Origin of the sequence: Spirillospora sp. CA-142024 (assembly GCF_050942325.1) — a bacterium.
Classification (GTDB): Bacteria; Actinomycetota; Actinomycetes; order Streptosporangiales; family Streptosporangiaceae; genus Spirillospora.
The window spans coordinates 5,639,643-5,666,028 of the sequence record NZ_CP192077.1; the positions used below are offsets into that span (position 1 = coordinate 5,639,643).

Annotated in this window: 24 protein-coding genes; 8 read left to right on the forward strand and 16 right to left on the reverse strand. The window is 71.2% G+C overall.

The features are described from left to right. Positions 1–7 precede the first annotated feature (7 nt). Positions 8–1,198 carry a cytochrome P450 gene (locus ACQPZP_RS27015; protein WP_433472527.1) on the forward strand — a complete coding sequence of 397 codons (1,191 nt, stop codon included), beginning with the start codon at positions 8–10 and terminating at the stop codon, positions 1,196–1,198. Here the strand turns inward: ACQPZP_RS27015 and boxB are convergent, their stop codons facing one another. From boxB to ACQPZP_RS27030, 3 genes are all read right to left on the reverse strand, one after another. Beyond that, positions 1,199–2,614 (reverse strand): benzoyl-CoA 2,3-epoxidase subunit BoxB, encoded by a 1,416-nt coding sequence (gene boxB, locus ACQPZP_RS27020; RefSeq protein ID WP_433472528.1) that lies wholly within the window; start codon positions 2,612–2,614, stop codon positions 1,199–1,201. It abuts the gene before it with no gap. Between the two features lie 3 nt (positions 2,615–2,617). After that, a complete protein-coding gene (gene boxC / locus ACQPZP_RS27025; RefSeq protein ID WP_433472529.1) occupies positions 2,618–4,270 on the reverse strand; it encodes a 2,3-epoxybenzoyl-CoA dihydrolase in 1,653 nt (550 codons plus the stop codon). A gap of 120 nt (positions 4,271–4,390) precedes the next feature. Next, the gene (locus ACQPZP_RS27030) at positions 4,391–5,995 is read right to left on the reverse strand and encodes a benzoate-CoA ligase family protein (RefSeq protein WP_433472530.1); all 1,605 of its coding nucleotides are present in this window, start codon (positions 5,993–5,995) and stop codon (positions 4,391–4,393) included. Between the two features lie 184 nt (positions 5,996–6,179). Here ACQPZP_RS27030 and ACQPZP_RS27035 point away from each other — a divergent pair, with 184 nt between their 5' ends. Beyond that, on the forward strand, positions 6,180–7,037 hold the full coding sequence (locus ACQPZP_RS27035) for a PaaX family transcriptional regulator (protein ID WP_433472531.1): 858 nt from the start codon (positions 6,180–6,182) through the stop codon (positions 7,035–7,037). A 27-nt stretch (positions 7,038–7,064) separates the two neighbouring features. Here ACQPZP_RS27035 and ACQPZP_RS27040 read toward each other — a convergent pair whose 3' ends face one another. Further along, positions 7,065–7,463, reverse strand: coding sequence for a PaaI family thioesterase (locus ACQPZP_RS27040; RefSeq protein WP_433472532.1), 399 nt, complete (start codon positions 7,461–7,463; stop codon positions 7,065–7,067). 210 nt (positions 7,464–7,673) lie between these two features. On the opposite strand from ACQPZP_RS27040, the gene ACQPZP_RS27045 reads away from it, so the two are divergent. The 4 genes from ACQPZP_RS27045 (at position 7,674) to qcrB (ending at position 12,085) form a co-directional block, all read left to right on the forward strand. Continuing rightward, a complete protein-coding gene (locus tag ACQPZP_RS27045; protein WP_433479681.1) occupies positions 7,674–8,480 on the forward strand; it encodes a 4Fe-4S dicluster domain-containing protein in 807 nt (268 codons plus the stop codon). Between the two features lie 2 nt (positions 8,481–8,482). Further along, positions 8,483–9,502: an NrfD/PsrC family molybdoenzyme membrane anchor subunit gene (nrfD, locus tag ACQPZP_RS27050; protein WP_433472533.1), complete on the forward strand. Its 1,020-nt coding sequence runs from the start codon at positions 8,483–8,485 to the stop codon at positions 9,500–9,502. 133 nt (positions 9,503–9,635) lie between these two features. Next, complete coding sequence (locus ACQPZP_RS27055; RefSeq protein ID WP_433472534.1) at positions 9,636–10,277, forward strand: hypothetical protein; 642 nt, start codon at positions 9,636–9,638, stop codon at positions 10,275–10,277. A 122-nt stretch (positions 10,278–10,399) separates the two neighbouring features. Then, positions 10,400–12,085: a cytochrome bc1 complex cytochrome b subunit gene (qcrB, locus tag ACQPZP_RS27060; protein WP_433472535.1), complete on the forward strand. Its 1,686-nt coding sequence runs from the start codon at positions 10,400–10,402 to the stop codon at positions 12,083–12,085. On the opposite strand, the gene ACQPZP_RS27065 is transcribed toward qcrB, so the two are convergent. The 5 genes from ACQPZP_RS27065 to ACQPZP_RS27085 form a co-directional block, all read right to left on the reverse strand. Then, on the reverse strand, positions 12,060–12,617 hold the full coding sequence (locus tag ACQPZP_RS27065; RefSeq protein ID WP_433472536.1) for a TetR/AcrR family transcriptional regulator: 558 nt from the start codon (positions 12,615–12,617) through the stop codon (positions 12,060–12,062). The two genes, qcrB and ACQPZP_RS27065, sit on opposite strands and share 26 nt — an antisense overlap. 62 nt (positions 12,618–12,679) lie before the next feature. After that, complete coding sequence (locus ACQPZP_RS27070; protein ID WP_433462146.1) at positions 12,680–13,384, reverse strand: Crp/Fnr family transcriptional regulator; 705 nt, start codon at positions 13,382–13,384, stop codon at positions 12,680–12,682. Between the two features lie 66 nt (positions 13,385–13,450). Beyond that, the gene (locus tag ACQPZP_RS27075; RefSeq protein WP_433472537.1) at positions 13,451–14,653 is read right to left on the reverse strand and encodes an RNA-guided endonuclease InsQ/TnpB family protein; all 1,203 of its coding nucleotides are present in this window, start codon (positions 14,651–14,653) and stop codon (positions 13,451–13,453) included. Positions 14,654–14,819: 166 nt separating this feature from the next. Then, the gene (locus ACQPZP_RS27080; RefSeq protein WP_433472538.1) at positions 14,820–15,446 is read right to left on the reverse strand and encodes a LysE family translocator; all 627 of its coding nucleotides are present in this window, start codon (positions 15,444–15,446) and stop codon (positions 14,820–14,822) included. Between the two features lie 7 nt (positions 15,447–15,453). Then, entirely contained in the window at positions 15,454–15,882 is a 429-nt protein-coding gene (locus tag ACQPZP_RS27085) for a helix-turn-helix domain-containing protein (RefSeq protein WP_433472539.1), read from the reverse strand. 395 nt (positions 15,883–16,277) lie between these two features. Here ACQPZP_RS27085 and ACQPZP_RS27090 point away from each other — a divergent pair, with 395 nt between their 5' ends. Both ACQPZP_RS27090 and ACQPZP_RS27095 read left to right on the forward strand, forming a co-directional pair. Beyond that, positions 16,278–17,405, forward strand: coding sequence for a DUF2637 domain-containing protein (locus tag ACQPZP_RS27090; protein ID WP_433472540.1), 1,128 nt, complete (start codon positions 16,278–16,280; stop codon positions 17,403–17,405). 123 nt (positions 17,406–17,528) lie between these two features. Then, positions 17,529–18,509 (forward strand): hypothetical protein, encoded by a 981-nt coding sequence (locus ACQPZP_RS27095; protein WP_433472541.1) that lies wholly within the window; start codon positions 17,529–17,531, stop codon positions 18,507–18,509. Here the strand turns inward: ACQPZP_RS27095 and ACQPZP_RS27100 are convergent. The 7 genes from ACQPZP_RS27100 to ACQPZP_RS27130 form a co-directional block, all read right to left on the reverse strand. Then, positions 18,506–19,264: an SDR family NAD(P)-dependent oxidoreductase gene (locus tag ACQPZP_RS27100; RefSeq protein WP_433472542.1), complete on the reverse strand. Its 759-nt coding sequence runs from the start codon at positions 19,262–19,264 to the stop codon at positions 18,506–18,508. The two genes, ACQPZP_RS27095 and ACQPZP_RS27100, sit on opposite strands and share 4 nt — an antisense overlap. After that, complete coding sequence (locus tag ACQPZP_RS27105) at positions 19,261–20,130, reverse strand: ABC transporter permease (RefSeq protein ID WP_433472543.1); 870 nt, start codon at positions 20,128–20,130, stop codon at positions 19,261–19,263. The genes ACQPZP_RS27100 and ACQPZP_RS27105 overlap by 4 nt, the downstream gene beginning before the upstream one ends. After that, positions 20,127–21,053 carry an ABC transporter permease gene (locus tag ACQPZP_RS27110; protein ID WP_433472544.1) on the reverse strand — a complete coding sequence of 309 codons (927 nt, stop codon included), beginning with the start codon at positions 21,051–21,053 and terminating at the stop codon, positions 20,127–20,129. Before ACQPZP_RS27110 ends, ACQPZP_RS27105 begins: the two co-directional genes overlap by 4 nt. Then, on the reverse strand, positions 21,043–22,224 hold the full coding sequence (locus tag ACQPZP_RS27115; protein ID WP_433472545.1) for an ABC transporter ATP-binding protein: 1,182 nt from the start codon (positions 22,222–22,224) through the stop codon (positions 21,043–21,045). Before ACQPZP_RS27115 ends, ACQPZP_RS27110 begins: the two co-directional genes overlap by 11 nt. Continuing rightward, positions 22,221–23,441, reverse strand: a complete 1,221-nt coding sequence (locus ACQPZP_RS27120) for an extracellular solute-binding protein (protein ID WP_433472546.1) — start codon at positions 23,439–23,441, stop codon at positions 22,221–22,223. The genes ACQPZP_RS27115 and ACQPZP_RS27120 overlap by 4 nt, the downstream gene beginning before the upstream one ends. 48 nt (positions 23,442–23,489) lie before the next feature. After that, entirely contained in the window at positions 23,490–24,560 is a 1,071-nt protein-coding gene (locus tag ACQPZP_RS27125; RefSeq protein ID WP_433472547.1) for a LacI family DNA-binding transcriptional regulator, read from the reverse strand. Positions 24,561–24,659: 99 nt separating this feature from the next. After that, positions 24,660–26,372, reverse strand: coding sequence for an MFS transporter (locus ACQPZP_RS27130; protein WP_433472548.1), 1,713 nt, complete (start codon positions 26,370–26,372; stop codon positions 24,660–24,662). Positions 26,373–26,386 lie beyond the last annotated feature (14 nt).

Consider the following 26,386-nt stretch of genomic DNA (forward strand, 5'->3'; position numbering starts at 1 on the left):
ACCCGGGATGACCACCGTCCAGGCTCCGCCCGCCATCGACGCCGACCCGTTCGGCCACGAGGCACTCGAAGACCCGCTCCCCCTCCACGGGCGACTCCGCGACGCCGGACCCGTCAGCTACTTGACCAGGTACGACGTGTTCGCGCTGGCCCGGTACGAGCATGTGCACCAGGCGCTCACCGACTGGCAGGGATTCCAGTCGGCCGCCGGTGTCGGGCTCAGCAATTTCCGCCACGAGAAGCCGTGGCGCCCGCCGAGCCTGCTTCTGGAGGCGGACCCGCCCCGGCATGACGCGCCCAGGGCCGTCCTCTCCAAGGTCCTCGGCCCACGGGCTCTGCGGAAGCTGCGGGAGGCGTGGTTCGCAGATGCCGAGGCACTCGTCGACGAGGTCCTCCGAGACACCGAGTTCGACGCCGTGGCGCGTCTCGCCGAGGCGTTCCCGCTTCGCGTGTTCCCGGACGCCGTCGGTCTCGGGACGGACCGCCGCGAGAACCTCCTCCCCTACGGCGACCACCTGTTCAACGCGTTCGGGCCGGTGAACGACCTCGTGGAGAAGGGACAGCCGCGCGTGGCCGAGCTCTCGGGCTGGGTCAACGCCCAATGTGCCCGCGACCGGCTTGCACCGGACGGGTTCGGCGCGCAGATCTGGGCGGCGGCCGACCGGGGCGACATCACGCACGAGCAGGCGCCGCTCGTCGTCCGGTCCCTGCTCTCGGCGGGCGTCGACACCACCGTCCACGGCCTCGCCGCCGTCCTCTACGCCTTCGCCGTCAACCCGGACCAATGGCTGCGGCTTCGGCGGAACCCGGCCATGGCCCGGACGGCGTTCGACGAGGCCGTCCGGTGGCAGTCGCCCGTCCAGACGTTCTTCCGCACCGCCGTCGGCGACCGGGAGATCGCCGGGACCGTGATCCCGGACGGCCGGAAGATCCTCATGTTCCTCGGCGGCGCCAACCGCGACCCCCGCCGCTGGGACGAACCCGACGCGTTCGACCTGTCCCGCGACCCGTCCGGCCACGTCGGCTTCGGCATGGGCGTCCACCAGTGCGTCGGCCAGCACGTGGCGCGCCTGGAGTCCGAGGCGCTCCTGACCGCGCTGGCCCGGCGCGTCCGGCGCGTCGAACTCGCCGGCACCCCGGTGCGCCATCACAACAACACGCTGCGGGCCTGGAAGACCCTCCCGGTACGGGTCTCCTGATCAGAGCCGCACGTACTCGTAGTCGAACGGCTGCCCGTTGATCCCGTTGCGGGGCGGCGCGATCCAGCCGGCGATCCTGCCGCGCTCGTGCACCGGCTTCATCAGCGACCGGACGTGGGTCTTGTCGACCTCCGTCGGAAGCCAGGCGCCCTTGCGGCGCTCCCATTCACCGGCGTCGAGCAGCTCGCCGTCCGGGCCCGCCTCGATGCCGGCGAACGCGCCGACCTTGCGGTTGAAGGCGACGCTGGGGAGGTAGAGCCGCTGCGGGAGGCCCGCCTCGGACAGGATCCGGTTCCACCGGTTGACGCCGCTCTGGCAGTCGGAGATGTACTCGCGGCGCAGGTCGGTGTTCAGGCCGGTGAGCGCGGCCACCTCGGTCTGGGCGATGGCGCCGTCGAGGAAGGCGTCCACCATGATCGCGTCGTCGGTGAGGCGGTGGTCGTCCTTGCGGCGGCCCTCCATCCACCGTCCCTTGAGCCCGGCCGTGTAGTAGTTGGCCACGTTGCTGGACGTCTCGGAGCCGAACAGGTCGAGCGAGACGGAGTAGTGGAAGTTCAGGTACTTCTGGATGACGTCCAGGGAGATCGCGCCGTGCGGCGTGACGTCGTCGGTGTCGTGCTCCTTCATGAGCTCGACGGTCCGCTCGACGACCCGGTCGATGCCCGTCGTGCCCACCATCATGTGGTGGGCCTCTTCCTTGAGCATGAACTCGCAGGTCCGGGACAGCGGGTCGAAGCCGGACTCCTTCAGCGTGCCGAGCTGGTACTTGCCGTCCCGGTCGGTGAAGTAGGTGAACATGAAGAAGGAGAGCCAGTCGGGCGTCTCCTCGTTGAAGGCGCCGAGGATGCGGGGCGACTCCTCGCTCCCGGAGTTGCGGTGCAGCAGCTCTTCGGCCTCCTCGCGCCCCTCACGTCCGAAGTAGGCGTGCAGGAGGTAGACCATCGCCCAGAGGTGGCGTCCCTCTTCGACGTTCACCTGGAACAGGTTGCGCAGGTCGTAAAGGCTGGGCGCGGTCGCCCCCAGGTTGCGCTGCTGCTCGACGGACGCGGGCTCGGTGTCGCCCTGGATGACGATGAGGCGCTGCAGGTCGGCGCGGTACTCGCCCGGGACCTTCTGCCAGGCGGGCTCGCCCTTGTGGGCGCCGAAGCCGATGCGGCGGTCGCCGTCGCGTTCGGCCAGGAAGATGCCCCACCGGTAGTCCTTCATGGCGACGTGCCCGAAGTGCGCCCAGCCCTCGCGGCCGACGTTCACGGCCGTGCGCAGGTACACCTCCTGCGTGGGCAGGGACGGGCCCATCGACTCCCACCACGACAGGAAGTTCGGCTGCCACGACTCCAGGGCGCGCTGCAGCCGCCGGTCCTCGTGCAGGTCGACGTTGTTCGGGATCTTCTCGGTGTAGTCGGCGGTGGTCGCCATCGGTCAGACTCGCTTTCGGTCGAAGTCGGCGCGCTGCCCGGTGCCGTAGCGGCGGAGGGCGCCGTCGGGGCCGGACGCGTTCGGACGGGTGAAGATCCAGTTCTGCCAGGCGGTCAGCCGGCCGAAGATCTTGGTCTCCAGGGTCTCCGGGCCGGGGAAGCGGTAGTTGGCCTCCAGCCCGGTGAGGGCGTCCGGGCTGAAGCTCGCCCGTTCCTCGATCGCGATGCGGACCTCCTCGTCCCAGTCGATGTCGTCGGGCGCGAACGTGACCAGGCCGAGGCGCTCGGCGTCACCGGCCTCCAGGGGCTTGCCGGCCGCGTCGCGGACGGCGGTCAGGGCGTCGTCGTCGCCGAGGTACCGGGTGCCCAGCCGGGTGAGGCCGTTGCTCATCGGCAGCGGGCCGAGGTTCATCGCGTCCACGGTGATCGTGGCGGGGACGGCGTCCGGATCGACGTCCTCGAAGACGCCCTCGAGGTGGTAGGTGCGGTCGGCGGCCAGCGCGACCTCCAGGAGCGAACCGGCGAAGCAGCTGCCCGGCTCGATCAGCGCGATGATGCTGCGGCTGGTGACGTCCAGGCGCTTCAAGGTCCGCTTGAGGTAGTGCACGATCTCGTTGGCGAGCCAGTCGCCGGCGTTGTCGAGCAGCAGCCGGTCATGCGCGAGGACGTGCTCCGCCGTCCCGGTCGTGCGGAAGACCCAGGTGCCGAGTTCCAGCTCGTTGGTGCGCAGGTCGAGGATCAGGTCGTCCAGCTCGCGGGTCATGGCGAGCGTCCAGAAACCTTCGCTGTGCAGGTCCCCGGGGGGCGCGTCCGGGCCCGCGATCGTGATCTCCACGGCGCCGGCGTCACGGTCCAGCTTCGCCGACACGTGCCGGTAGGCGATGGAGGTGTCGGTGCGCTCCTTGCCGAGCCGCGTGAGCGCGATGCCCTCGGCATCGTCCGGACGGGACGAGCGGGCCACCAGCTCCCTCGCGCGCTCGGCGACCGTCGTGTCCCACGCGGTGCGCGGGACGGCCTCGTCCACCAGGCGCCACGCGACGGCCTTCTTGCCGCCGAGCCCCTCGGCCTTGGTGGAGAAGTAGTCGGCGCGGTCACGCCGGACGTGCCGCTTGTCCGACACCCGGGTCAGTCCGCCGGTCCCGGGCAGCACGCCGAGCAGCGGCAGCTCCGGCAGCGACACCGCCGAGGAGCGGTCGTCCACGAGCATGATGTGCTCGCAGGCGAGGGCCAGCTCGTACCCGCCGCCGGACGCGGTGCCGTTGACCGCCGCCAGGTAGGTCTGGCCGGAGTTCGCGGTCGCGTCCTCGATGCCGTTGCGGGTCTCGTTGGTGAACTTGCAGAAGTTGACCTTCCAGGCGTGCGGCGACGCGGCGAGCATCCGGATGTTGGCGCCCGCGCAGAAGATCTTGTCCTTGCCGCTGGTGATCACCACGGTGCGGACCCCGGGATGCTCGAACCGGAGCCGCTGGACGGCGTCGTACAGCTCGATGTCCACGCCGAGGTCGTAGGAGTTGAGCTTCAGCTCGTAGCCGGGGACCAGCCCGCCCTGTTCGTCCACCGCCATCGTGAGGGTGGCGACCGGGCCGTCGACGTCCAGGCTCCAGTGCCGGTAGCCGGACGGGTCCACCCGGAACTCCACGTGCGGGGCGGTGCTCATGAGATGTCCTTCCGCCGGTGTCGTCTCCACTATGTTCCACAAGTTTCGTTCAACACGTCAAGAGTTTGTAGCATTTCAATCCCCGGCGCCGCCCCGGGCGGGGGCGGCCCCGGGACGGTTTCAGGGTGCGGCGAGCCTGGTCGCGGCCATCTCGCGGACGGCGAAGCGGCGCAGCTTGCCGGTCGGCGTCGTGGGCAGCTTGTCCACGATCAGCACCTCGCGGGGACGCTTGAACGACGCGAGCCCCGCCCGGCAGAACTCGATCAGCTCAGCGGGCTCCGCCGACGCGCCCTCCTTGAGGACGACGCAGGCGATCGGCTTGTCGAGGCCGTCGGCGTCCGGAAGCCCGACGACGGCGACCATCGACACCGCCGGATGCTCGAGGAGCCGCCCCTCCACCTCCGCGGGCGACACCCAGATGCCGCCGGCCTTGAGCATGTCGCCCGTCCGGCCGAGGCAGGTGTAGTAGCCGTCCTCGTCCACCACGTAGGTGTCGCCGGTGCGCAGCCACTCCCCCTGGAAGACCTTCCGGGTCGTCTCGGTGCGGCACCAGTAGCCCGTCGCGATCGACTCGCCCTTCACGAGCAGCGAGCCCGGCGTTCCCGGCTCGACCTCGGTCCCGTCGGCGTCCACGACCCGCAGCTCGTAGCCGGGCACGGCGGTGCCCGTCGTCCCCGGGCGGACCTGCCCCGGACGGTTCGACAGGAAGATGTGCAGGCACTCCGTCGAGCCGATCCCGTCGATGATCTCCACGCCGTACTTCTCGGTGAAGCGGCGGCACAGCTCGGCCGGCAGCGGCTCGCCCGCCGACACCGCCAGCCGGACGGACGCGAACGCCTCCACCGGGACGTCGGCGTTCAGGATCGCGGCATAGAAGGTGGGAACGGCGAAGAACAGCGTCGGGCGGTACTCGGCCAGCCGCTCGGCCACCGACGCGGGCGTCGGGCGGTCGGGGTCCAGGATCGTCGTCGCACCGGCGGCGAGGGGGAAGAACAGCGAGTTGCCGATCCCGTAGGCGAAGAACAGCTTGGCGACCGAGTAGCAGCGGTCCTCGGGGGTGATCCCGAGGACCTGGCGCCCGTAGGTCTCCACGACATGCCGGATGTTGGCGTGCCGGTGCATCGCGCCTTTCGGCTTGCCCGTCGTCCCCGAGGTGTAGAGCCACAACGCGCTGGAGTCGTCCGAGGTCATGTAGGGCTCGGTCAGCTCACCGCCGTGCGCCCGCCCCTCGTGGACCAGATCCTCGAACGGGCTCACCTGCACGCCCGCGGGAGCCCGGAGCGTCACCTCGCCCTCCACCGCCACGCGCCGGACGCCGGGGGCGTGCGCGACGGCCGACTCGGCGGCGACCGCGAACCGGTCGCTGACCAGCAGGACCCTGGCGCGCGCGTCGTTCAGCAGGGCGGCCAGCTCGGCGCCCGTCAGCATCGTCGACACCGGGACAGGGACGGCGCCGAGCCGCATCGCCCCGAGGATCGCGGCGGCCATGAGCGGGCCGTCGGCCATGAACAGGACGACCCGTTCCTCGGCGCGCAGGCCCCACCGCCCGAGCCCGGCGGCGATGTGCCCGGCGAGCTCGGCGAGCTCGCCGTAGCCGAGATCGCCGCCCGGGCCCGTCAGCGCCGTCCGGCCGGCGGTGTCCGGCCGGAACGCGGTCTGGAGCAGGTACTCGGAAGCGTTGAACGTGTCGGGCGGGACCGGGGCGGTCGCCGTTTCAGCGGTCATCGGGGTCTCCCCTCGCCGGGAACCGTGCCACTAATGCTCTACAGAGACGAAACGCTAGTCAATAGACTTGTGGAATGATGGACGTTCACGCGGGAAACCCGCACGGAACCCGTCCGGACTCGCGCGATACTGGACAGGCTTCCATGGACGGTCGCGCCCCAGAAGGGCCCAGAAGGAGGAGCACATGGCCCGAACCGGCGACGACGCGGCGCACCCCGAGCCGAGGTTCCGGCGCCGCCGCGAACTCGGCGCGGCGAGCGCGCGGTCGCTGCTGCTGACCGTGCTCGGCGAGTTCGTCCTCCCCGCGGGCGAACCGGTGTGGACGGCGACGTTCCTGCGCGCGCTCGGGCTGCTCGGCGTCGAGGAGAAGGCCGTCCGGCAGGCGCTCGCCCGCAGCGGCGGCGAAGGCTGGCTCGCCGGGGAACGGCACGGCCGGCGCGCCGCCTGGCGGCTCACCCCGTCCGGCGAGCGGCTCCTCACCGACGGCACCGAACGGATCTACGGCTTCGGCGGCCCGGTCGGCGAATGGGACGGGCAGTGGCTCATGGTCCTCGCCACCGTCCCGGAGACCAGCCGCCGGCTCCGCCACCTGCTGCGCACGCGGCTCGCCTGGAGCGGCCTCGGCAACCTCTCCCCCGGCGTGTGGGTCAGCCCCCACCCCGAGCGCGAGCCGGAGGTCCGGGAGGTCCTCGCCGAGATCGGCGTCGCCGACACCTCCACCCTGTTCGTCGGGCGGCTCGGCGACCTGTCCGAGGCGCGGAGGGTGGCCCGGCAGGCATGGGACCTGGACGAGATCGAGCTCGCCTACGAGGACTTCCTCGACGCCGTCCGCGCGCTGCGTCCCGCCGACGATCCCGGAACGTTCGCCGCGCACACCAGGCTGGTCCAGGAATGGCGCCGGTTCCCGTTCCTCGACCCGGCCCTCCCGGCGGAGCTGCTGCCGGACGACTGGAGCGGCTCGCAGGCGTTCGCCCTCTTCCATGAGCGCCACGACACCTGGCGCCCCATCGCCGACCGCCAGTGGAAGGCGATGAACACCTGACGGCGTCGCCGCCCGAGAACGACCCGATCAGATTTTCGGGGACAGTCTCAGCAGGTTGACCGTTCCCTCGGCGACGACGCGGCCCTTCTCGTCGGTGATCGTCGACTGCCAGGTCACGTGGTCGTCCACGCAGTCGACCGGGCGGGCGCGGGCCACCAGCCGGCCGCCGCGCACGGCCCGGATGAACCGGGTGTGGTTGCTGACGCCGACGACCTGGTTCTCCAGCCCGACCGTCAGCGCAGCTCCGACGCTGCACACGGTCTCGGTGATCGCGCAGTAGACGCCGCCGTGGACGATCCCGTACCCCTGCATGAGCCCGTCGGTGACCTTCAGCTCGGCCACGACCTCCCGGTCGGACGCCTCTGTCACCAGCAGGCCGAGCGTCTCGTCCAGCGGACCCGCGTAACCGGCGCGTTCGACCGTCATCCCCAGAAGCTATACAGCCGCCGAAACCACCGTCAACGGCCCGTCGAACCTGCTGAACGTGTGTAGGAGGCGCCTCTCCGGGAAGTCGGCAAGGGGCTGGCGCCGCGGAGGGGAGGTCCTGGAATGGGCAGTTTGGTCGGACGGAACCTGCTCGCCGGAGCCGAACCCGACGTCGCCGGCGACGCGGGTTATCCCGACGCCCCTCCCCGCATGGGCTTCTTCACCGACACGTCCGTGTGCATCGGCTGCAAGGCGTGCGAGGTGGCCTGCAAGGAGTGGAACGCGATTCCTGAGGACGGCCTGGAGTTCACCGGGATGTCCTACGACAACACGCAGGGGCTCGGCGCCGACACCTGGCGGCATGTCGCGTTCATCGAGCAGGACAAGCCCATGGGGAACGCCGAGTCCGGCGCCGACCACGGTGACGCGCCCGGTGACACCGATCTCCGCTGGCTGATGGCGTCCGACGTGTGCAAGCACTGCACCCACGCGGCCTGCCTGGACGTCTGCCCCACCGGTGCGCTGTTCCGCACCGAGTTCGGCACGGTCGTCGTCCAGGAGGACATCTGCAACGGCTGCGGCTACTGCGTGCCCGCCTGCCCGTACGGGGTCATCGACCAGCGCAAGGGCGACGGCCGCGTGTGGAAATGCACGATGTGCTACGACCGGCTCGGCGCGGGCCAGGAGCCCGCGTGCGCGAAGGCGTGCCCGACCGACTCCATCCAGTACGGGCCCTTGGACGAGCTGCGCGAGCGGGCCGCGATGCGCGTCGACCAGCTCCACGATCTCGGCGTGGAGGACGCGCGCCTCTACGGGCACGACCCTGACGACGGCGTCGGCGGCGACGGCGCGTTCTTCCTGCTGCTGGACGAGCCGGAGGTGTACGGGCTGCCACCGGACCCGGTCGTCACCACACGCGAGCTGCCGTCCATGTGGAAGCACGCGGGCGTGGCCGCCGCCGCGCTCCTCGGCGGGCTCGCCGCCGTCTTCGCCGCGCACGGCCGTGAGGGGGCCTGACGGTGAGCACGTCCGATGTCGGCAAGGAAGGCGTGCGGGGTGCGCGTCCCGGCCGCGAGGCCCAGGTGGGCAAAGGGCTGCGTCGCCGTGAGGGGCGGCGGGGCGGACGGCGCGGCGAGAAGGCGATGGTGCCGGAGGCGGAGTTCACCTCCTACTACGGCAAGCCCGTCCTGAACCCGCCCGTCTGGAAGGCACGCGACGTCGCCGCGTACCTCTTCCTCGGCGGCCTGGCCGGCGCGGGCTCGGTGCTGGCGGCCGGCGCGCAGCTGACCGGACGTCCCGCCGCCGCGCGGGCGCTGAAGGTCTCCTCGCTGCTCGCCCTCGGCGGGTCCACCGCCGCGCTGATCCACGATCTCGGACGGCCCGCGCGGTTCTTCAACATGCTGCGCGTCATGAAGCCGACGTCGCCGATGAGCATGGGCTCCTGGACGCTGGCCGCCTACGGTCCGGCGGCGGGCGCCGCCGCGGTGCTGGACGTGACCGGGCTTTTCCCGCGCCTCGGCCGGGCCGCCACCGCGGTCGCCGCGGCGCTCGGCCCCGGCGTCGCCGCCTACACCGCCGTGCTCGTCGCCGACACTGCGGTGCCCGCCTGGCACGAGGTGCACCGGGAACTGCCGTTCCTGTTCGTGGGTTCGGGGACGGCGGCCGCGTCCGGAATGGCGCTGGTCGCGTCGCCCGTCCGCGAGACCGGTCCGATGCGGACGGCCGCGATCGCGGGGACGGCCCTGGAGGTCGCCGCGGCCAGGCTGATGGAACATCGAGCCGGGCTCGCCGCCGAGCCGTACAAGGTGGGGAAGGCCGGCCGGCTCATGCGCGCGGGCGAGATCCTGTCGGCCGCGGGCGCCGCCGGGGGCGCCCTGCTCGGCGGGCGGAGCCGCACGGCGGCGGCGCTCAGCGGGGCGGCGCTCTTGGCGGGCTCGGCCTGCACGCGTTTCGGCGTCTTCCACGCCGGCATGCAGTCGGCGAAGGACCCCAAGTACACCGTCGTTCCCCAGCGTGAGCGTCTCGCCGCGCGCGGCTGACGACGCGCCCGGCCGGCCCGCATATCCCGCCTTCCGTGGGGCAGATCACACAAGTCAGGCCCCGCATGGCGTCACATTCGGGGGTGTCCGACGCATCTTCCTCTGTAGCGGCGCGGAGGGAATCGGAGGCGGCATGGACAGCGTGGCGAGACGGTTCGACCTGACGATGTTGTACGCCGCGTACGACGCGTTCCGCCGCGACGCCGCCGGGCTGGAGGCGGCGGGACGGACCGGCTCGGGCCTCGACGGTGCGGCGACCGCGAACAGTTGGTCCCTGTTCACCGGCCACTGGCGCCTCCAGGACCACGCGGAGAAGGCCGCCTTGTGGACGGTCATGTACGCCAAGGACGCCGGTGCGCCAGGACGGGTCGGAGTAGTCCTCGACGCGATGGCCCTGCAGGCGGTGAAGGTCGTCCCCCTCATGGACGGCGTGGACGCGGCGCTGGAGCACCACGACCGCTCCGCGTTCGCGCAGTACACGCGGGATCTGCGCGCGTCCGTCGACGCCCTCCTGGACTTCAAGGAGTCGAACGTCCTGCCGCTCATCCAGGAGACGCTCACCCCGTTCGAATGGGGCACCTTCGACGTGGAGTTGCGCCGTGAACTGGGCCTGCGCGGCCTCGGCGTCTTCCTTCCCTGGCTGCTGGACGGTGCCCCCGCCGCCACCGGCCGCGCGGTCCTGCGGCTGCTCCCGCCGCCGATCCGGCTCTGCTACCGGGCCCACTGGCGTCCCCGCTACCAGCGCGGCAGCCGCCTCACCGCGTCCGCCCGCTGAGGATCCACGGTGTGACGCGGTGCACACCGCGCCGATGTCACATCCGTCCGCATTGGTTCGGTCTTAATCCCAGAAGCGCGGCATGCCCAGAGCGCGATGGAGGGATGTTGACGATGGCGGGGATGAGCACGCCCGGTGGGGCGCGGGCCGGCACCCGGACGCCCCCGAGGGCCGTGGACGGCACGGCACGGGCCCTGGACGAGCGGTTCGGCACCACCGGTTTCGCCCGCAAGGCGCTGAAGAAGGCGTTCCCGGACCAGTGGAGCTTCCTCGTCGGCGAGATCGCGATGTACTCGTTCGTGATCATCCTGCTGACCGGGGTGTACCTCACGCTGTTCTTCAAGCCGAGCATGCACGAGGTCGTCTACAACGGCTCCTACACCAAGCTGCGGGGCGTGGAGATGAGCGAGGCGTACGCCTCCGCCCTCAAGATCAGCTTCGATGTGCGGGGCGGGCTCCTCGTCCGGCAGATCCACCACTGGGCGACGCTCATCTTCATGGGCGCGATCCTCGTGCACCTGCTGCGCAACTTCTTCAGCGGCGCGTTCCGCAAGCCCCGCGAGCTGAACTGGCTCATCGGGATCGTCATGTTCATGCTCGTCATGCTGAACGGGCTTTTCGGCTACTCGCTGCCGGACGACCTGCTGTCGGGCACCGGCCTGCGCATCCTGGAGGGCGTCACCGCGTCGATCCCGCTGGTCGGCTCCTACGCGGTGATGTTCCTGTTCGGCGGGGAGTACCCGGGCACCGACATCATCCCGCGCCTGTACATCATCCACGTGCTGCTGATCCCGGGCCTGCTCGCGGCCCTGATCCCGCTGCACGCCATCGTGCTGACCTGGCGGCAGACGCACACCCAGTTCCCCGGCAAGGGCAGCTCGAACACCACCGTCCGCGGCTACCCGTTCTTCCCCGTGTTCATCGCCAAGACGACGTCGCTGTTCCTGTGGGTGATGGGCGTCACGACCCTGCTGGCCGCGTTCGTCCAGATCAACCCGATCTGGCTCTTCGGGCCCTACGACCCGGGCGCGATCAGCTCCGGTTCGCAGCCGGACTGGTACATGGGCTGGCTGGAGGGCGCGCTGCGGATCATGCCCGCCTGGGAGATCAACGCGTGGGGCCACACCGTCGCGATGAGCGTGGTCGTGCCGGCGCTCGTGGTTCCGGGGCTGCTGTTCACCGGGCTCGCCGTCTACCCGTTCCTGGAACGCTGGGTGACGGGCGACCACCAGATCCACCATCTGCTGGACCGGCCGCGCGACGTCCCGGCCCGCACCGGCATCGGCATGGGCGGCGTCGTCTTCTACGGGACGCTCTGGCTCGCCGGCGGCAACGACGTGCTCGCCGACCGGTTCGACGTCCCGCTGTTCTGGACGACCTGGTTCTTCCGCGGCGCGATCATCCTCGGGCCGGTGCTGGCCTACGCGGTCGCCTACCGCCTCTGCGTCGGCCTGCAGCGCCGCGATCTGGCCCTCGCCCACCACGGGCTGGAGACCGGGATCATCCGCCGGTCGCCGGGCGGCGGGTACAGCGAGGTCGAGCGGCCGCTCCCGGACGAGGCGATCGCCGCGATCACCGACTCGCGTCCCGCGCCGGCCGTCGATCTGGACGTTCCGCCGCCCGTCGGCGGCGTCGAGAGCCCGCGCGGCCGGACGGTCGCCGGCCGCGTCCGCGCGGCCCTCAACCGCCGCTTCCGGGCCGACCTCGCCGTCGTCCCCGAGCGGTCCTCCGACACTCGGTCCGAAGAGCGGGAAGCCGTTTCGGCCGGGGCCCGGAAAGAGATCAGCGCTCGAAGAGGAGATGGATGACCGGACCGGCCGCGGCCACGGGATCGTCGCCGAGGATGGGGGGCAGCGCGCCGCTCAGCCACAGGTGGGCGAAGCCGTGCACGATCGACCAGGCGGCGATCGCGGCCGTCCGGTCGTCCTCCGGGCGGCGCGGCGAGACGCCGCGCACCCCTTCGGCGAGGACCCGGCCGGCACGTGCGCGGGCGGCGCTCAGGTCGGGGTCGTCGGCGCGGTAGAGCGCCGGGGTGAACATGACCTCGAAATGCGCCCGGTGGCCGGCGGCGAACCGGACGTAGGCGAGACCGACGTCGTGCAGGCCGCCGCCCGCGGCTTCCAGAGCGTCCGCGAACAGGGTGTAGCCCTCCGCCGCGACGGCCGTGAGCAGGCCGGTCTTGTCGCCGAAGTGGTGGGCGGGCGCCGCGTGCGACACCCCCGCGCGGCGCGCCAGTTCGCGCAGGCTCCAGGTCGCCGTGCCCGACTCCGCGATCGCCTCGACGGCGGCCGCCATGATCACGTGCCGCAGGTTCCCGTGGTGGTAGCCGTCGCCGCTCATGCCGGAATCCTATCTTGGCATTGACAAGTTCCAGCGTCCGGACGGCGCCCGGGGCACGGCCGTCAGTCGGCCTCTTTGCCGAACTCGCGGAGCCGGGGCAGGTCGATGACGGTGATCTTGCGCCAGCCCGTGCGGATCAGGCCCTCGCGGCGCAGGCCGTTCAGGGCCCGGGCGACGGTCTCCCTGGACGCGTCCATCCAGCTCCCGAGTTCCTCCTGGGACAGCGGCGGCCCGATCTCGATCGACCCGTCCGCCGCGGGCGGGACGTGGTGGAGCGAACGTTCCGCGAGGTCGGCGAGGAGGGCCGCGAGGCGCTGCGGGCCCCGGCTCGTGACATGCGCCGTCAGCCGCCGGTCCGAATCGTCCATGCGCTGGACGAACGTTCCGGTGACGAGCATCCACACGGCCGGATGGGCGTCCAGGAAACCGGTGAAGCGGGCCGCGGGCACGACCAGGGCGCGGATCGGCGACAGCGCAGTGACGGTCGCCGCCCGCGGCCGGCCGCCGAGCACCGCGCTCTCGGCGAGCAGGTCGCCGGGGCCGCGGACGGCCAGCACCACGTCGTGACCGTCCTCGGTGGACGAGGTCACCTTGGCCCAGCCCCGCTCGATGATCATCACATGATCGGACTCGTCGCCCTGGTACACCAGGGGCGCCCTGACCGGGAACGTCCTCGGACGGGCGGCGGCGCGCAGGGCGGACCGCTGCGCGGAGTCGAGCGCGGCCCAGAACGCGGGAGGCGGGGAGGACGCCGCGTACGGTGCCAACAGCCGCCTCCTTTTCCCAGGGTCATCTGAACTTTGACTTCCTCCCCTCCCTGTTGGGAGGGATTCCTACGGCTCGCGCCGTGGGTGTTTCTGCTTCGTAGCCGACTGCGGAAGGGAGGACCCTTGCCGTCTGACATCAGCTCCACAGACATCGCCGGGGATGCCCCCGGCTACGGCTCGACCAGCCGCAAGGATGTTCTTGGCCGCGTTGTGATCCCGGTCGTGCCGGGTGCGGCAACCCGGACACGTCCATGCCCGGGTGGAAAGGCTCAACTTCGCCAGTAGGTGCCCGCAGGCCGAGCAGGTCTTGGACGAGGGGTACCAGCGGTCGATCACGATCAGGGTGCGTCCGGCGCGTTCGGCCTTGTACTCCAGCTGGCGGCGGAACTCCCCCCACCCGCAATCGGAGATCGCCTTGGCCAGGCTGCGGTTGCGGACCATGTTGGCGACCGCAAGGTCCTCGATCACGATCACGTCCGCTTGACGGACGAGACTGGTGCTGGTGCGGTGCAGGAAATCGGCGCGGGCGTTGCGGACCTTGCGGCAGGCGCGAGCGACCTTGGTCTTGGCCTTGCGGCGGTTGACCGAACCGGGCTGCTTGCGGGCCACGCGCCGCTGGTACCTGGCCAGATTGCGCTGCTTCTTCTCCAGGTGGCGGGGGTTGGGAATGGACTCCCCGTCGGAGGTCACCGCGAAGTCCTTCACCCCCAGGTCGATGCCGATCTGGTGCCCGGCGGCCGGGGCGGGCTCGGGGGTGTCGGTGTCGACGGCGAAGGTCACATACCAGCGGCCGTCCGGCTCCCGCGAGACCACGACCATCGTCGGGTTCAGCCCGGCCAGGTCCACCTCATCGAAGGACCACACGAAGTCCAGGGGTGCGGTGGTCTTGGCCATCCACAGGTCGCCGTCGTTCATGCGGAACGCCGAGCGGGTGTAGTGCGCGCTCTGGCGGGAGTTGCGGGTCTTGAAGCGCGGGTAGCGGGCGCGTCCGGCGAAGAAGTTGGCGAACGCGGCGTGCTGGTGCCGCAGCGCCTGCTGCAGCGGCACCGACGACACCTCGGACAAGAACGCCAGCTGTTGGGTCTTCTTCCACCCGGTCAGCGCGGCGTCGGTCTCCTTGTAGGACGTACGCTTGCCCTCGGTGTGGTAGGCGCGGTGACGTTCGGCGAGGGTCTTGTTCCAGACCAGGCGCACGCAGCCGAACGTGCGGGCGAAGATGGCCTCCTGCTCGGTGTCGGGGTAGGCCCGGCACTTGTACGCAGTCCGCATGACCATAAACCTTACACATCGGTCCGGTACACGTAATGGCTTTCGCTGCCAGTGACCCGGCGCTTGGAACGTCCAGGCAGCGCCGGGCCGCCCCTGACCGAGTCCGAACTCCTCTCCGGCCTGAGGCCGGGGCATCCTTCGGAGGACCAGGCAAACCCGGGGCGCGTCACTTGGGGACGGCGATGAGCCGCAGCGCCAGCCCGGTGAAGACGGTCCCGCTGAAGAGGTTCAGGCCCCGCGCCACCCGGCGGCTGCGCCGCAGCAGGTTCGCGAGCCGGCCGGAGAGCAGGCCCACGGAGGCGTCCACGGCGAGCCCGATGAGGACGAGCGTGATCCCGAGGACGAGGAGCTGCATCATCGGGTGCCCGAGGGTGGGGTCCACGAACTGCGGCAGGAAGGCGATGTTGAAGAGGATCACCTTCGGGTTCAGCAGGTTCGTGACGACGCCCTGCCAGAACGCGCGGAGCCGCCCCGGGCCGACGACGGCCGTGCCCTCGCCGGTCTCGCCGCGGTCCCGGAACGCCTTCACCGCGAGATACAGCAGGTAGGCGGCACCGGCCCAGCGCAGGACGTGGTACAGCGCGGGCAAGGCGGTGAACAGGGCGGAGAGCCCGAGCGTCGCGGCGACGGCGTGGATGAGAGCGCCGGTCGCGACGCCCACGGCGGCCATCACCCCCGTGCCGGGACCGCCGCGTCCGCCCATCGCGACGATGAACATCATGTCGGGCCCGGGGGTGAGGCAGAGAGCGACGGCCGCGACGACGAACGCCGCGTAGAGAGAGGTGTCCACCATGCCGGAATCATGCGACACCAGTGGGCCCGACCGCGAGTCTTTTTCCAGGTCGGCCCGTTACCGGAGGGCGCCCCGTTACCGGAGGGCGCCGGGCCGCACGGGAGCGGTAGGCGGTGGGGGTCTGCCCGTAGGCGGCGCGGAACGCCCGGCTGAAGGCGGCGGCGTCGGGCAGGCCCCACCGGTTCGCGATCGCGCCGATCCGCTGCGCGCCGAGGAGGGGGTCGCCGAGCTCCCGGCGGCAGTGTTCGAGGCGGCGGGTGCGGATGTAGCGGGCGACGGTCGTCCCGGTCGGCCGGAACACCCGGTGCAGCTGGCGGACGGAGATGTGGTGCGCCGCGGCGATCGCCGCCGGGCAGAGGGACGGGTCGTGCAGCCGCGCCTCGATCCACTCCTGGATCGCCGGCAGCGCCTGCGCCCCCTCATCCAGCCTGGTCACGACCATGGTGGGCAGAGGTTTCAACGAGCGTGGGCATGACGCTCCTCCGGTCGGCGGGCGGGGTCTCGGACGCCACCGCAAGGCTTCTATGGCCCGTCAGGAAGGTCAATGAGCGAGTCAGCACGAGGCTGCGCACGAGCTTTGGCACTCGCCGCCAAAGCCCGGGCACACGGCGGCAGGACCGTTGCCCCGCACCGGACCACCGTGGCCAAAAGTGGACTATTGCGGCAATTACGACAATTGGCGCCCGGGTGCGCGTCCGTGCGGCATCTCATCCCGAATCGCCGGGAATGCGACCGAGACGTGATGCGAATCCCCCACGAAACGCCAAAGGAATGGATAGTCTCCCAGCGATAACTTTTGGTTGAGTAAGGAAATCTGGGAGCACACGCCGCATGAGCGCTGCCAACCGGGCACAGGTCATCACACGGTGGGGGGCCATCGCCTTCATGGCGGCCGCGGTCCTGACCGCCACCGCCGGTGGCTTCGCCCAGTCCTATGCCGGGCTCTACCACTGGGCACTGGAACACGGCCTGCGGGGCTGGAAGGCCGAGTCGTTCCCCCTGCTGGTCGACCTGTTCATCATCGTCGGAGAGCTCGGCCTCTTCCTGCTGGCCGTCGACGCCTTCGTCCTGCGCCGCCGGGCCCTGCTGAGCTGGCTCGACTTCTGCCTGCCGCTGACCATCGCCCTCGCGGGCTGGACCGCCAGCCTCATCTTCAACGTCGGGCACGTCGGCCACAAGACGTTCTCCTACCAGGCGACGGCCGCCGTCCCGCCGATAGTGTCGATGCTCGGCCTGTTCGTCCTGCTGCGCACACTGCACAGGTACGTGTCGGACAGGGAGGAGGACGAGCCGAAGCAGCCCGAGCCGCAGACGCGTGCCATCGCCGGGCCGGTCACGCTGAACCAGATCACGCTGATGCCGCTGCGGAACACGGGCCCCTTCCCGCAGATCCAGGTCCCCGGGTACTCCGGCAAGGCGATCGAGTCCGGCGCCCCGGCCGCCGCTTCGGCCGGGGCCGAGGCCAAGGCCGACACCGCCGGTGAGCCCGCCTCCGGTGCGTCCACCCAGGCCGCGGCTCCTGCCGCCGCCCGGGCGCCCGAGGCGCCGGCACCGACTCCCGCTCCGGCCCCGGCGCCCGAGCCGGAACCGGAACTGGCCGTCGTCAGCGCCGCCACGCGCGGCAGCCTCAACGGACGCAGCTCCTACGGCTCCACCATCGAGGAGCCCGCGCCGGCGGTCCCCAACCCGGAGAACCTGCGCTCGATCGTCATCGACATCCTCGAACGGCGCCACGGGGACGTCGCCGGGACGCTCGCCGAGGTCAGGGCCGAGGGCTACAGCTGCGACGAGACCGAGATCCAGCGGATCAGCGACAACCACTGGTTCCCGTACGCGGTGTACCGGCTGCTCGCCAAGCACCACGGCGACGGCGAGATGGTCGCCGCGGAACTGACCTCGCAGGGGATCGTCTACGACCAGGCGACGCTGGACGCGCTCGTCCAGTCCTGGCGGGTCTGACCCTTCCGCTCCGCGTTCCGGACCGGCCGCCCCCGCCATTGCGGGCGGCCGGTCTTCGGCGTATCGGCGTGATCACGCTCCGTCCATGCGACGCTGGGGACACCAGCGACGCCGGGAGAGCCGATGAAGACGCGACTGGCAGCAGTGGCCGCGGTGGCCGCCCTCGGCGGAGCCGCCCTCGGGTACCTGATCGCCCCCTCGCCCGGGGACGCCTTCGCCCGTCCCATGGCCCACGAGACCGCGAGCGGCACGTTACATCTCGCGCTGAACATGCCGGCCGGCGACCGCGCCAAGGCGGCCTCGCTCGGCTACGACCTGTTCGACGTCGACCCCGACGCGGACGACATCGCGTCCCTGCCCAAAGGCGGGCGGGCGCTGCTCTGGGTCGGCAACACGACCTGCGGCGACTTCCAGCAAGGGAGCGCGTCCGCCTTCGCGGACACCGTGAAGCGGTTCGCCGGGAACGATCGCGTCTACGGCTGGTACCTGTCCGACGAGCCGAACCCGGACGAGTGCCCGGGAATCGTCGACGAGATCCGCCGACGCGCCGACATCGTCCACCGGTACGCACCCGGCCAGAAGGCGTTCGCGTCGCTGACCGACTGGCCGATGCGTCCGCTCAAGCCGTCGGCCACCCACCTCGACCTCATCGGCCTGGACCCCTACCCGTGCCGGACGGACGGCGAGGGCTGCGACCTCGACGCGATCGACACCATGGTCGGGCAGGCCGCCCGCGCCGGCTTCCCCCGCGGCATGATCGTCCCGGTGTTCCAGACGTTCGGCCAGTCCTGCAACGACGGCGAGCGGAACTGGCGGCTGCCGGACGAGGCCCAGCTGCGGTCCATCCTCCGTCGCTGGGACCGGCTCGTGCCGCGGCCGGCGTTCGACATCAGCTACTCGTGGGGCCGCCAGGACGCCTGGGCATGCCCGGCTCTCGCCGACGCCACCGGGCGGGGCGGCACCCCCGACCTCCAGTCCGTGATGAAACGGCACAACCTGCGCCGGACCGGGCCCGCCCTGCCGCCTGGCCGCACGCCGACGCCGACGGCCTCCACGAAACCGCCGGCGTCGCCCGGCCCCTGCCCGGGGCCCGCCTCGCCCTAGTCCTGATCGCGCTGCTGTTCCTGGGACGGGTCGGTCCGCAGCCGCGCGTGCAGCCCACCGTCCACGCGCAGGACGTGCCCGTTGAGCTGCGCCGCCGACGGAGACGCCAGGAACAGCGCCGCGTCCGCGACCTCCTCCGGCGAGGTCGTGCGGCCGGACGGGATGTCGGTCGCCGACCGGATCTCCCCGACGACGCTGGCGGGCGCGATGCAGTTCGCGCGGATGCCGAGCCCGCCGAGTTCCACGGCGATCGCCCGGCTGAGCGCCTCGATGCCCGCCTTGGTCACGTCGTAGGCGCTCTGGTTCTCGTGCGCGCGGGACCCGCCCGGCGACGACATGCTGACGATCGCGCCGCCCCGTCCGGCGTCCCGCCAGTACCGGACGGCCCGCACCGACAGCAGGTACGCCGAGCGGAGGTTGGCGGCGATCACCGCGTCCCAGACGCCGGCGTCGATGTCGATGAACGGGGTGCGCAGTTCGGTCATCGCGGCGTTGTTGACGAGCACGTCCAGGCCGCCGTCCTCCCGGAGCCTCTCGAAGACGGCGTCGGCGACGTCCTCGCGGGCCAGGTCGCCGGGCATCGTCGTCACCCGCGGATCGTCGCCGTAGACCTTGAGCCCGACGGCGTCCACGTCCACGGCGAGCACGGCGGCGCCCGCGTCGGCGAAGCTCCGCACCAGCGCGCGGCCGATCAGCCCGGCGGCGCCGGTGACCAGCACCCGCTCCCCCGTGTAGTCGAACTGGACAGCGCTCATTCGGCCGGGGCCTCCCTCACCTGGGCGACGATCTGCGTCGGGTTGACGAACATCAGGGCGATGACCAGCAGCACCGCGGACAGCGCCATGTAGATCACCGCCATCGCGTCGATGGCCTGGGCGGCGCGGATCCCAGGCGTGAACGCGGCGCTGTACAGCGCGACGATCAGGGTCTGGCTGTCGGCGTCCGCCACCAGGAACGTCAGCTCGAACATGGCGACGGTCCGGACCAGCACCAGGATTCCGGCGGCGAGGATGCCGGGCAGCAGCAGCGGCACCAGCACCCGCGTGAACACCTGCCGGGTGCGGGCCCCGCACATCCGCGCCGCGGACTCCACGTTCGTGTCGATCTGCTCCACGAACGGCGTCATCACGAGGACGACGAACGGCAGCGCCGGGACGAGGTTCGCCAGCACGACACCCGTCATCGTCCCGGCGAGATGCACCTTGTACAGGACGGTCGCGAGCGGGATGCCGTAGGTGATCGGCGGCAGCAGCACCGGCAGGAGCAGCAGGAACATCACGATCCGCTTGCCGGGGAAGTCGCGCCGCGCCAGCGCGTACCCGGCGGGGACGCCGATCAGCAGCGACAGCGCGACGACGATGAGCGTGATCTCCAGCGTGACGGTCAGGACGTCGCCGAGCGCGAACTCGTCCCACGCGTCGGAGTACCAGGCGCTGGTGAAGCCCTGCGGCAGCCACCCGGCGAACCACTTCGTCCCGAACGAGTTGACGACCACGGACAGGATCAGCGCGGCGAGGTTGACCAGGAAGAACGCGACGAAGGCCCAGACGAGCCAGCCGCTCAGCCGACCCTTCGGCAGACCCCTTCTCGACAGGCCCCGCGGGCGGGACACGGCGGTCATGATCCCTTACCTCCCATCGCCGGGCCGGTGTAGAGGCGGCCGCGCAGCAGCAGCGTGACCGAGATGACGAGCAGCTCGAACACGCCCATCAGCACGGCGATGGTCGAGGCCATCGAGTAGTCGTACTTCTCGAACGCCGCCTGGTAGGCGGCGATCGCCATCACCCGCGTCTCCCCGGCCGGTTCGCCGACGAGGTTCGCGGACGGGAACACCGAGAACGCCAGCACGAACGCCAGCACGAACGTGGTGGCCAGGCCCGGTGCCAGGAGCGGCAGGATGACCCGCCGCATCCGCTGCCAGGGCCCGGCGCCGAGCGTGGCGGCGGCCCGCTCCAGCGTCGGGTCGATCCCGGACATGTAGGCCAGCACCAGCAGGAACGCGAACGGGAACCCGGTGATGAGCAGGGAGAACAGCACGCCCCAGTAGTTGTAGATCAGCCGGACGGGCTCGTCCACGAGGTGGAGGTCGAGCAGGACCCGGTTGAACCAGCCCTTGGGGCCGAGGTAGCGCAGCAGCCCGTCCGCGACGAGGACCGTGCCGAGCGTCACCGGCAGGACGAGCAGCGCCGTCAGCAGCCGGCGCCCCCGGAACCTGCCCCGCAGCCGGTAGGCGATCGGCACCGACGCGCCCACGTTGATCAGAGAGGCGGGCAGCGCGAGTTTCAGCGTCTTCCACACGGTGTCGCGCTGGTAGGAGTCGCGGAAGAAGTCGGCATAGTTGGCGAAGGGTCCGCCGCCGTTCTTCGGCTGGAGCGACAGCCCGACCCCGTACATCATCGGGTAGAGGAACAGCAGGCCGACGACGAGGACGGCGGGAAGCAGCAGGAGCAGCACCCGGTCCACGCCGCGTTCGGCGAGCCGGTGCCGCAGGCCCCCGCGCCGGGGCGCCGGCGCCTCGGGACGTGCGGGAGCCTCAACCGCCATCTCGCGCCCCCGTCCCGCCGAGCGTCTCGGTGGTGGACGCGTCGAGCGCCTCGGCCGCGTCCCGCACGCTCTCATCGAAGACGAGCACTCGCTCCGGCTGGACGGTCAGCGCCACCCGCTCCCCCGGCGCGATCCGCTCCGGGGACCGAAAGTGGACGACGCGGCCGTCGTCGGTGACGCCCTCGGCGGCGACCTCGCGCCCGTGGAACTCCGATACCTCCACGCGGACCGTCAGGAGGTTCTCCCCCTGCGCCGCGTCCGGCGGCCCCGCGACGTGGAAGTCCTCGGGCCGGACGGCAGCGACCGCCCGCGCCCCGCCGACCGGCTGCCGGCTCACCCCGGTCAGGTGCGGCCCGTCCAGCTCGCCGAGCGTCGCCGTCCCGTCGCCCGCCGAGACGACGGGCAGTTCCAGCAGGTTCCGGTAGCCCATGAACCCGGCGATGTAGGTGCTCGCCGGGTAGGTGTAGACCTCCTCGGGGGTGCCGATCTGCTCGATCCGCCCGGACCGGAGCACCACGACCCGGTCGGCGAGCGCGAGCGCCTCCTCCTGGTCGTGCGTCACGTACACGGTGGTCAGGCCGAGCGTCTGGTGGATGCGGCGGATCTCCGTGCGCATCTGGACGCGGAGCTTGGCGTCCAGGTTGGACAGCGGCTCGTCCATCAGCACCAGCTTCGGCCGCAGCACGATCGCGCGGGCGATCGCCACCCGCTGCTGCTGGCCGCCGGACAGCTGGCCGGGCAGCTTGTCCGCGTGCTCGGTCAGCTCGACCGTGCGCAGCGCCTCGTCCACCCGGCGGGCCGTCTCCGCCTTCCCGACGCGCCGGACCGACAGCCCGAACGCGACGTTCTTGCGGACGGAGAGATGCGGGAACAGCGCGTAGTTCTGGAACACCATCCCGAAGTCGCGCCGCTCCGGCGGCAGCGTGTCGATGCGCTCCTCGTCCAGCCAGATCGCGCCGTCCGACAGCGGCAGCAGGCCGGCCAGGCAGTTCAGCGCGGTCGACTTGCCGCATCCGGACGGCCCGAGCAGCGCGATGAACTCGCCGCCCTCGATCCGCAGGTCGAAACCGCTCAGCGCCGTCGCCCTGCCGAACCGGCGGGTCACGCCCTCCAGCCGCAGATGCCCGAACGCCGCGCGCGAGTCCCTTTCCGGCACGGTCTCCACCGTCATGACTTCTTGACCTTCTGGCCGCCGATCTCGCGGTCCCAGCGGTCGAACGCGGCGACGAGGGCCTTGGCGTCCAGCGGCGGCGCCTTCGGGTTGCCCGCGATGAGCGAGTCGTACTCGGGGCGCCCGTACTCCTTGATCGCCTGCTGACTCTCCGCGGGCGCCATGTCGAGGGTCACGCCCTTCACGGCCGGGCCCGGGTAGAAGTAGCCCTTGTCGTAGGTGATCGCCTGCTGCTTCGGCTGGAGCGCGTACTTCATCAGGTCGAGCAGGACGGCGAGCTTCTCCCCCGACACGCCTTTCGGGACGACCATGTAGTGCGCGTCGGTGACCCAGGTGAAGCCGTCCAAGGGCTGGATCTTGACGTCCTTCGGCACCTGGCCGAGCACGCGCGGGTTGATGTCCCAGCCGGTGGTGCTGAGGATGATGTCGCGGGTCCCCTCGCCCAGCTCCTTCATCGTCTGCGTGGTGCCGGTCGGGTAGTACTCGACGTACTGGTCGAGGTCCTTGAGGTACTTCCAGGTCTTGGCCCAGCCGTTGTTCGGGTCCTTGGGGTCGGAGTCCTTGAGGATGTAGGGCAGGCCCATCAGCCACGTGCGCCCGGGCCCGGAGTTGGACGGGCGCGCGTACTCCAGCTTCTTCGGATGTGCTTTCGCCCACGCCAGCAGCGCCTCGGCCGTCTTGGGCGGGTCGGTGACCTTCTTCGGGTTGTACTCCAGCAGCGGGCCCGACGGGTAGTAGGTCACGACGACGCCCTTGCCCTGTGCGAGGTCCTGCATCTTGGACGCCGGCTCCAGATACTGCGACTTCAGGTCCGGCAGCTTCGCGGAGTACTTGCCGGCCAGGTCGACCCACAGGTTCTGCTCAAGGCCTGCGGACAGGCCGTCCGTGCCGGTCAGCACGAGGTCGATGTCGAGGCGCCCGGCGTCCTGCTGCGCCTTGACCTTGCCGGCCAGCTCGGGCGCGGTCGCCTTGGTGTAGGTGACCTTGCTGACGAGCTTCGGGTGCTCCTTCTGGTAGTTCTCGAAGATCTGCTGCGTGAGCTGGAGGTTGCCGGCGACGTCGATGATGTTCAGGGTGACGGGCTTGGACGGCAGCTTGACGTCCGCCACGGCCGGCTCGGAGGCGGACTTCCCGCCCGAGTCGGGCGCCCCGCAGGCGGCCAGCAGCAGGCCGGCGGCGGTCGTGATCGTGAGGAGGGCGGATCGGGAGGTTCTCATGGGGTGGGTCCTCCTGGCAGGACGTGCGGTCCCACGGGCAGGGCCGGATCACACCGGCCCGGTGGTGCCTCGGATGAGGAGTCGGGTCGCCAGCGCGGAGGCCGGCGGCGGAGGAGGCGCCTTCGACGCCCCGGGGTCGAGCATGGTGTGCATGGCGGCGGCAGCCGCCCTGGACAGCGCGTTGACGGGGTTGGCGACCGTGGTGAGGGGTGGATTGGTCATCGACGCCATCGGGACGTCGTCGAACCCGACGATGCTGAGCCCGCCGGGCGACCCGGGCTCGCCGGGCACCGGGACGCCGCGCGCGGTGAGCCGGGACAGCACCCCGAGCGCGACCAGGTCGTTGTAGCCGAACGCCGCGGACACGCCCGCGGCGAGCACCTCGTCCGCGGCCCGGTACCCGCCGGTGAACCGCGGCTCGTACGGGCCGAGGTCCACCAGTTCGATGCCGCGTTCCGCGCAGGCGGCGCCGAGCAGCCTGCGCCGCTGCCGGTTCGACCACGAGTTGGGCGGTCCGGCCAGGTAGGCGCACCGGCGGTGGCCGAGCGCGTGGACGTGCGCGACCGCCTGGTCCATGCCGGGCTGGAAGTCCAGCAGGACCGACGGCGCGTTCCGGCTGGTCCGGTTGGCGAGGACCACGGTCGTCCTGGCCGCGACGGCGCTCAGCCGCGTCCCGGACATGCGGGGGGCGCACAGGATCAGTCCGTCCACCCGCTCGATCATGGCCTCGGCCAGCCTGATCTCCGTCGCCGTGTCCTCGTCGGTGTCGGCGAGGAAGACGGCGAACTCGGTGTCCCTGAAGTACGCCTCCACTCCCTTGATGAACGGCGCGTAGAACGGGTTGGCGATGTCGGGGACGATCAGCCCGACGTTGCGGGTCCGCCCGAGGACCAGCGACTGCGCCGCGCGGTTCGGCTGGTAGCCCAGCCGCTCGGCGCATTCGAGCACGCGCCGCCGGGTCTCGGCGTTGACGAGCTCAGGGGAGTTCAGCGCTCGCGAGACCGTGGAGGGCGACACTCCGGCGAGGTTCGCCACGGCCCGGATCGAGGCCCGCGGGCCGTCGGCGTCCCGCCGCCCGCCGGCGGGGGCGCCGCCCGCGCCCGTACGGTCCGCGCTCATGCCGAGGATTATGAAAACGTTTGCGGAACAGTGTCAATAGCCGGCGTGGAAAAGCCCCCGGCCGGGCGGGGTGGGCCGGGGGCTTCGAACGGGGCAGGATCAGGCGGTGTCGCGGCCCGCGCCCTGCAGCGCGGGTTCGTCCCGGACGTCCTCCTCGTGCACGTAGCGGCGTCCTCGCAGCAGCGACACGAGCGCGGCCACCAGCGACATCGCGATCGCCATGCTGAACACGATGACGAGCCCGTGATGGAACGGCTCGGAGATCAGGTGCGGGAAGTACGAGCGGCCGGTGAGCGTCGCCACGTCGTCCGGCGCGAGCCCGCCCAGCACGTGGAACGGCGCGAGCAGGTTCCGGATCGGGTTGTAGCCGAGGAACGCGGCGAACAGCGTGCCGACCGGCGGCAGGTTCCCCACCTCGGCCGCCGGACCCGCCGGGACGCCGTGCTCGGCCAGCCCCTGCGTCAGCGTCTTCGGCAGCGTGTCGGACAGCCCCGCGATCATCAGCGAGAAGAACACGCCGATCGACAGCACCATGCCGGCGTTCATGAACGTGGCGCGCATGCCGGACGCCACCCCGCGCTGGTCCGCCGGGACGGCGTTCATGATCGCGGTGGTGTTCGGGGCGGCGAACAATCCCGAGCCGATCCCGTTGAGGAAGATCAGCAACGCGAACGTCCAGTACCCGAAGTCGGTCGGGATGACCAGCAGGCCGGCGAACGCCAGCGCCGACAGGACCAGCCCGCCGGAGGCGAAGGCGCGCGCCCCGTGCCGGTCGGACAGGTGCCCGGAGATCGGCCCGGCCACCAGGAACCCGGCCGTGAGCGGCAGCAGGTAGATGCCCGCCCACAGCGGTGTGTCCTCGTAGTCGTAGCCGTGCAGCGGCAGCCAGATGCCCTGGAGCCAGATGATCAGCATGAACTGCATCCCGCCGCGCGAGATCGCGGCGAGCAGCCCGGCCGCGTTGCCCGCCGTGAACGCCCGGATGCGGAACAGCGCGAGGTTGAACATCGGCTGCGGCGCCCTGGTCTCGATCCAGCTGAACAGCACGAGGACCGCGACACCGCCCGCGATGCCGGTCAGCACCCACGGGTTCGTCCAGCCCATGTCGTGCCCGCCGTAGGGCTGGATGCCGTAGGTGATCGCGGCGAGGAGCGCGGTCAGCCCGACGGCGAAGGTCACGTTGCCGAGCCAGTCGATCTTCGCGGCGACCGCCTTCGTCGCGGTCTCGACCAGGCTGCGGTACGCCCAGACGGTGCCGATGATCCCGATGGGCGCGGACGCGAAGAACACCAGCCGCCAGTTGATCTCGCTCAGCAGCCCGCCGGCCACCAGGCCGATGAACGTCCCGGCGATCCCGGCGACCTGGTTGACGCCCATCGCCATGCCGCGCCGGTGCGCCGGGAACGCGTCGGTGAGGATCGCGGCCGAGTTCGCCATCAGCATGGCGCCCCCGATCCCCTGGAACACCCGCCAGCCGATGAGCCAGATCGCCCCGGCGCTCCCGTGCAGCGGGTCCAGCGCGAGGACGAGCGTTCCGACCGTGAACACCGCGAACCCGGCGTTGTACATCCGGACGCGCCCGAACATGTCGCCGAGCCGCCCGAGCGTCACCACCAGCACCGCGGACACGAGCATGTAGCCCATCAGGATCCACAGCAGGTAGCTGACGTTGCCCGGTTCCAGCGGGTTTAGGTGGATGCCGCGGAAGATCGCCGGCAGCGAGATGATCACGATCGAGGAGTTGACCGTGGCCAGCAGCATGCCCAGCGTCGTGTTGCTGAGCGCGACCCACGGATAGTGCTTGGACGGCACGCCGACCCTCCCCC

Bases quoted from the DNA above. Each gene is read 5' to 3' on its own strand.
- ACQPZP_RS27015 (WP_433472527.1), top strand. From the start codon at position 8: ATGACCACCGTCCAGGCTCCGCCCGCCATCGACGCCGACCCGTTCGGC.
- boxB (WP_433472528.1), bottom strand. From the start codon at position 2,614: ATGGCGACCACCGCCGACTACACCGAGAAGATCCCGAACAACGTCGAC.
- boxC (WP_433472529.1), bottom strand. From the start codon at position 4,270: ATGAGCACCGCCCCGCACGTGGAGTTCCGGGTGGACCCGTCCGGCTAC.
- ACQPZP_RS27030 (WP_433472530.1), bottom strand. From the start codon at position 5,995: ATGACCGCTGAAACGGCGACCGCCCCGGTCCCGCCCGACACGTTCAAC.
- ACQPZP_RS27035 (WP_433472531.1), top strand. From the start codon at position 6,180: ATGGCCCGAACCGGCGACGACGCGGCGCACCCCGAGCCGAGGTTCCGG.
- ACQPZP_RS27040 (WP_433472532.1), bottom strand. From the start codon at position 7,463: ATGACGGTCGAACGCGCCGGTTACGCGGGTCCGCTGGACGAGACGCTC.
- ACQPZP_RS27045 (WP_433479681.1), top strand. From the start codon at position 7,674: ATGGGCTTCTTCACCGACACGTCCGTGTGCATCGGCTGCAAGGCGTGC.
- ACQPZP_RS27055 (WP_433472534.1), top strand. From the start codon at position 9,636: ATGGACAGCGTGGCGAGACGGTTCGACCTGACGATGTTGTACGCCGCG.
- qcrB (WP_433472535.1), top strand. From the start codon at position 10,400: ATGAGCACGCCCGGTGGGGCGCGGGCCGGCACCCGGACGCCCCCGAGG.
- ACQPZP_RS27065 (WP_433472536.1), bottom strand. From the start codon at position 12,617: ATGAGCGGCGACGGCTACCACCACGGGAACCTGCGGCACGTGATCATG.
- ACQPZP_RS27075 (WP_433472537.1), bottom strand. From the start codon at position 14,653: ATGCGGACTGCGTACAAGTGCCGGGCCTACCCCGACACCGAGCAGGAG.
- ACQPZP_RS27080 (WP_433472538.1), bottom strand. From the start codon at position 15,446: ATGGTGGACACCTCTCTCTACGCGGCGTTCGTCGTCGCGGCCGTCGCT.
- ACQPZP_RS27090 (WP_433472540.1), top strand. From the start codon at position 16,278: ATGAGCGCTGCCAACCGGGCACAGGTCATCACACGGTGGGGGGCCATC.
- ACQPZP_RS27095 (WP_433472541.1), top strand. From the start codon at position 17,529: ATGAAGACGCGACTGGCAGCAGTGGCCGCGGTGGCCGCCCTCGGCGGA.
- ACQPZP_RS27100 (WP_433472542.1), bottom strand. From the start codon at position 19,264: ATGAGCGCTGTCCAGTTCGACTACACGGGGGAGCGGGTGCTGGTCACC.
- ACQPZP_RS27105 (WP_433472543.1), bottom strand. From the start codon at position 20,130: ATGACCGCCGTGTCCCGCCCGCGGGGCCTGTCGAGAAGGGGTCTGCCG.
- ACQPZP_RS27110 (WP_433472544.1), bottom strand. From the start codon at position 21,053: ATGGCGGTTGAGGCTCCCGCACGTCCCGAGGCGCCGGCGCCCCGGCGC.
- ACQPZP_RS27115 (WP_433472545.1), bottom strand. From the start codon at position 22,224: ATGACGGTGGAGACCGTGCCGGAAAGGGACTCGCGCGCGGCGTTCGGG.
- ACQPZP_RS27120 (WP_433472546.1), bottom strand. From the start codon at position 23,441: ATGAGAACCTCCCGATCCGCCCTCCTCACGATCACGACCGCCGCCGGC.
- ACQPZP_RS27125 (WP_433472547.1), bottom strand. From the start codon at position 24,560: ATGAGCGCGGACCGTACGGGCGCGGGCGGCGCCCCCGCCGGCGGGCGG.